Origin of the sequence: Streptomyces sp. NPDC059679 (genome assembly GCF_042734105.1) — a bacterium.
In the GTDB taxonomy this organism is placed as follows: domain Bacteria; phylum Actinomycetota; class Actinomycetes; order Streptomycetales; family Streptomycetaceae; genus Streptomyces.
This window is the reverse complement of the sequence record NZ_JBHWES010000200.1, coordinates 1-1,191: the sequence shown is the minus strand read 5'-3', so window position 1 is coordinate 1,191 and position 1,191 is coordinate 1. Positions and strand designations below refer to the sequence as shown.

Sequence of the window (1,191 nt, the reverse complement as noted above, 5' to 3'; positions counted from 1 at the left end):
AAGAAGTTGTCGTCGATTCCGACTTGGGTGGTTCCGAGGGTTTCGGCGAAGAGTTGGGTGAGGGTTTCTTCGTGTGGTGTGCGGGGTGGGCGTTGGGTGGTGGTTGGGGTGTTGTGGGGGGTGGGGAGGGCTTTGTGGTTGAGTTTTCCGTTGGGGGTGAGGGGGAGGTGGTTGAGGGTGATGAGTGTGGTGGGGACCATGTAGTCGGGGAGTCGGTCCCGGAGGGTGCGGAGGATGTGTGTGGTGTCGATGCCTGTTTCGGGGTTGGTGGGTACGGCGTATGCGGTGAGGCGTTTGTCGCCGGGTTGGTCTTCGCGTACGAGGACGGTGGCTTGGGTGATGGTGTCGTGGGTGGTGAGGGCGGCTTCGATTTCGGTGGGTTCGATGCGGAAGCCGCGGATTTTGATTTGGGTGTCGGTGCGGCCGAGGTAGTGGAGTGTGCCGTCGTGGTTCCAGCGGGCGAGGTCGCCGGTGCGGTACATGCGGGTGCCGGGTGGGCCGTAGGGGTTGGGGGTGAAGCGTTCGGCGGTGAGGGTGGGGCGGTGGAGGTATCCGCGGGCGAGTTGTGTGCCGGCGATGTAGAGCTCGCCGGGGGTTCCGATGGGGGTGGGTTGGAGGGTGTGGTCGAGGATGTAGGTGTGGGTGTTCCACATGGGTCGGCCGATGGGGACGGTGCCGGTGGTGGGTGTGGTGGTGGGTGTGTTGGTGGTGGGTGGGGGGATGGGGTGGTCGGTGGCGCCGACGGTGGTTTCGGTGGGGCCGTAGTGGTTGATGACGGGGGTGTGGGGGTGTTGGGTTTGCCAGGTGTGGACGGCTTCGGTGGGGACTGCTTCGCCGCCGAGCATGAGTTGGCCGGTGGGTTGGAGGGTGGTGTGTTCGAGGAGGGGGAGGTGGCTGGGGGTGAGTTTCATGAAGGTGATGGGTGTGTCACCGGGGGTGTGGGGTGTGGTGGGGGTGAGGGTGGTGATGTGGACGCGTCCGCCGCAGATGAGGGCGCCGTAGAGGACGGTGACGCCGGCGTCGAAGGAGACGGAGGCGTGGAGGACGGTGGCTCCGGTGAGGCTGGGGTAGGCCTGGGGGCATCGGGCGGTGTAGTTGAGCAGGGCCTGGTGGGGGATGACCACGCCTTTGGGGTGGCCGGTGGAGCCGGAGGTGTAGATGACGTAGGCGGGATGCTGCCCCAGCAGCCCA

Annotated in this window: 1 protein-coding gene; it reads right to left on the bottom strand. The window is 66.1% G+C overall.

What is annotated here, in order from left to right; genetic code table 11:
• The coding region (locus ACFV2X_RS55640; protein ID WP_385632002.1) for an amino acid adenylation domain-containing protein at positions 1-1,191 on the bottom strand (1,191 nt) is incomplete at both ends.